General features: G+C 63.3%; 2 protein-coding genes and 1 pseudogene. 2 read left to right on the top strand and 1 reads right to left on the bottom strand.

The features are described from left to right. Positions 1-751 (bottom strand): annotated as a pseudogene (locus ACZM96_RS09985) (4Fe-4S ferredoxin); the annotation flags it as partial. A 1189-nt stretch (positions 752-1940) separates the two neighbouring features. Here ACZM96_RS09985 and ACZM96_RS09980 point away from each other — a divergent pair. Then, complete coding sequence (locus ACZM96_RS09980) at positions 1941-2399, top strand: cytochrome c3 family protein (protein ID WP_489488868.1); 459 nt, start codon at positions 1941-1943, stop codon at positions 2397-2399. Further along, a partial coding sequence (locus ACZM96_RS09975; RefSeq protein ID WP_489488866.1) for an ammonia-forming cytochrome c nitrite reductase subunit c552 occupies positions 2392-3865 on the top strand: 1474 nt, incomplete at its 3' end. The genes ACZM96_RS09980 and ACZM96_RS09975, both read left to right, overlap by 8 nt.

Here is a 3865-nt window from a genome sequence, read left to right as displayed (position 1 = left end):
CCGACACGGCAAACAAAAGCGGCATGAATCCTGCCGTGCCGCGGTACAGTGCCCCGGCCACGATGACGCCCGGCACGGGAATGTGCCATTCGCCGGTCATGGAAAACAGCGACCAGCCCGCAAGCGAGAGAAAAAACTGCGCGAAAAACACCACGGAAAACAGCCGCCACGCGAAGAGGCGCGTCCGGCCCGCCTTTGTCCTGTCCGCCAGACGGGCGCACAGCCACGCGCTCCAGCATCCGGCGGCAAGCGCCTGCATCACGCCGAAGCCCGGAGCCAGTCTGTGAACGAGCATGAGCTGCGGAGCAAAGCGCGCCATGCCAAAAAGCGGCACAAAGGCGAGCAGAAAGGCCGCCGCCTGCATGAGCCCTCTCTCCCGGCCACGGCAAAACCACGCCCGGCCCGCATTCGCCGAGGTCAGCAGGGCCGCGCCCGCGGTGAAGGCCGTTACCGACAGCATGATGATTGCAAGACGCGTCCAAGGCCTGCCCAGAGCCACGCGCATTTCCATGAGGCTCTGCGTGGTGACCAGCCATTCTCCCGCAAGCAGCAGAAGCAGGGCCGCCAGGGCCGGACGCATCCAGGCGCGCCGCGTCAGGCACATGAGCGCCCAGAGGATGATAGCCGCGGCCTCGCCCGCCTGCCCTGCGCGCCACACATGCGCCGCCGCCAGAGCGAGCGCGGGCACAAAAAACACGGGCGCAAGCCATGCGCGAGCAACCTTTTCTCCGCTTCCGCCGTTCTGATGCATGATCTTCCCTCCAGATGATTCCGTCGCCCGACCTTTTGCCGGACGAGCCGATGACTGCGCCGCAGCGCCCGACGCGCCGCGCTCCGCAGATGCGCAAAACAATGCCGTCACGCGCGGCGCCGTTTCAACGTTGCGCCGACGCAAGCCGCCCTGTCTCCGGGCAGGCTGCAATCCTTCCGACGCTCCCCGGGCAGACCGGACCCGGTCAGTCAACGCCCCGGGAGACCGCGCACACGCCCCGGCAATCGGCTTCCACCGGCGTTCGTCCCGTTCCCCGCCTGCGCAACATCTCAGCTACCCGCTGCCCGCAGAACCTCCGCGCAGCATTCCCCCGACGCTCGTCCGCCAGGCTCCGGGCCGACCTCGGCGCACATTCGAGACGCCCGTCTCCGCCCGGACCTTTGCCCGCCTGCCGCCGATGTCCGCGTTCTCCCGGCATCGCGCCGACGAACAGACGACAACGCGGAAAAGCGCCGTCCGACGCCCCCGCAACATCCCGCATCTGCGTCTTCCCCGCCACCCCGCCACCCGCACGATTCCGCCCCCTCACTTTTTCCCGCCAGCCTCGGTTCCGACGCCTCCGCGCAGACCGACGAGCCTCCCCGAACGCCTTTCCGAAGCGACCTTCATTCGGGTGCGTTCCGCCGGGCTCCAGTTTTCAGCCCGGCCCCGGTCAAGCCGCGCGCAGCCCCCGCCCTGCTTCCGTTCCCCGCGCGGATTCCGACTTCTCCCCCGCGCTCCGCTCTCCCTCTGGTTCCCGCGTCCGATCCCCCGCGTTTTCCTCGCGCCTTTTCCTGCGCCTTCCCCGCACTTCTGCCGCACTCTATCCCGCCTTTTTGCGCCTCATTTGTGAAAAAGCATCATAAAGTCCGCGCCGCTGCGCAAAACCTCTGCAATGCCGCGCATCTTCGCGCACTGCGCCCCGGCCTGCGCAGCAACTGCCCCGCAACGTCTCCCGCCGGTCACAGGTCGCCAACATAAAACAACTTCTTCGCTTCCGCCGTGACTGCGATCATGCTTTCATCGCCGTCCGCTCTCCTTTCCCCATACCCCGATGCCGGGCCCGTCAACGATTTTTCCGGATTTTTTCGTCAAGAAACCCTCTTTTGTGATTTAAATCACGGTTATTTTTCCTCCGGTACGCTATACCAAAAGCGCCGTGTGTTTTCATAAACCAGGGAGGAGAACCATGAAAGCGTCCAGACACGGTCCATGGAAAATGCTGCTGGGGGGCACCGCGCTGGGAGCTGTGCTGGTGCTTCTTGCAGCCGCCGGAATGCAATTTTCCGACTCAAGACCATTCTGTTCCACCTGTCACGTCATGCGCGAAGCCGCGCTCACGCACAGCCGCTCGCCGCATGCCGACCTCGCGTGCAACGAATGTCACGCGCCCCACAATCTGCTCGCCAAGCTGCCGTTCAAGGCGCAGGAAGGGCTGCGCGACGTCGTCGCCAACCTGCAGGGCAAGGAAGCGCCGCTCCTCGCGCGGCTGGAAACCCGGGAAGTGGTCAACGCCAATTGTCGCGCCTGTCACCGGGTCACCAATGAAGACGTCATGATGGCCAAGCCCTACTGCGTGGACTGCCACCGGGCCATGGCGCATCAGAAGAAAACCCCCGTCAGCTACAGGGAGGCGGCAGATGAATAAGATGAACATGCTCATGACAGGCGTTATCGTTGCCTGTTCCATCGTCAGCGCGGGCTGTCAGGACGATCCCCCCGTGGTGAAGACCCCCATTTACAACAGCGGCCTTCCCGCAAACACGCTCGACGCTTCGGCCTTTGAAAAGGCCTTCCCCCGCCAGTACGCCACCTATCGTCAGAACGACGAAAGTTCCGTCATGACCGAATACAAGGGGTCGGTGAACTTCCGCAAGAACGACAACGTGAATCCGCTGCCCAAGGGCTTCCGGGCGGGACAGCCGTATCTGAAGAATCTGTGGCTGGGCTATCCCTTCATGTACGAATACAACGAGGCGCGCGGTCACACCTACGCGGTCAAGGACATTCTCGAAATCGACCGCATCAACCGCTACGCCCCCGACGGCAAGGGCAACATGCCCACCACCTGCTGGAACTGCAAGGTGCCCGCCATATCGCAGTGGGTGGCCGCCGACGGCGACGCGGTGTGGAGCCGCGATTTCAACGAGTACCGCACCAAGGTGGACGTGATGAACGAAAGCATCAGCTGCGCCACCTGCCACGACACCACCACCATGGAACTGCAGCTCTACTCCATTCCGCTCAAGGACTGGCTCGCCAGAAGCGGCAAGGACTGGGCCACCCTCTCGCGCAACGAGAAGCGCAGTCTGGTGTGCGGCCAGTGCCACGTGGAATACTACTTCACCCACAAGGACAACGGTCCGGCCGGCAAGCCCGTGTTCCCGTGGGACAACGGCTTCGATCCCGAAAACATGTATGAATACTACAACACCCACGGCCCCAAGAACGGACCGTTCACCGACTTCGTGCATGCGGTTTCGGGCGTGAACATCATCAAGGCCCAGCACCCCGAATACGAAACCTGGCAGAACGGACCGCACGGCGCGGCGGGCGTTTCCTGCGCGGACTGTCACATGCCCTATCAGAAGCAGGACGGCAAGAAGTTCTCGAGTCACTGGTGGACCTCGCCCCTCAAGGATCCCGAACTCACGGCCTGCCGCACCTGTCATTCCGACAAGACTCCGGAATTCCTGCGCGCCCGCGTGCACGACATTCAGGAAAAGACGTTCCGTCAGCTTCTCAAGGCGCAGGAAACCAGCGTGAAGGCGCATGAGGCCGTTCGTCTGGCCAACGAGTTCACGGGCGAACGCAACGCGGCCTATGACAAGCTCATGGCCGACGCCCGCGAAAACGTGCGCAAGGGACAGTTCTTCTGGGATCTCATTTCCGCGGAGAACAGCGTGGGCTTCCACAATCCGGCCAAGGCGCTCGACACGCTCATGAGCTCCATGGAATACAGCCAGAAGGCCATTGATCTGTGCATCGAGGCCACGAACGCCGGCATCGCCGCGAACCTCGCCGGCGACATCAAGGACATCGTGCCGCCCATTCTCGAATTCAGCCGCAAGCTCCAGCAGGATCCGGAATACATGAAGAGTCACAAGTGGCTCA

It is taken from the genome of Mailhella sp. (genome assembly GCF_057866825.1).
This window is presented reverse-complemented; position numbering and strand designations above follow the sequence as displayed.

Bases quoted from the DNA above. Each gene is read 5' to 3' on its own strand.
- ACZM96_RS09980 (WP_489488868.1), top strand. From the start codon at position 1,941: ATGAAAGCGTCCAGACACGGTCCATGGAAAATGCTGCTGGGGGGCACC.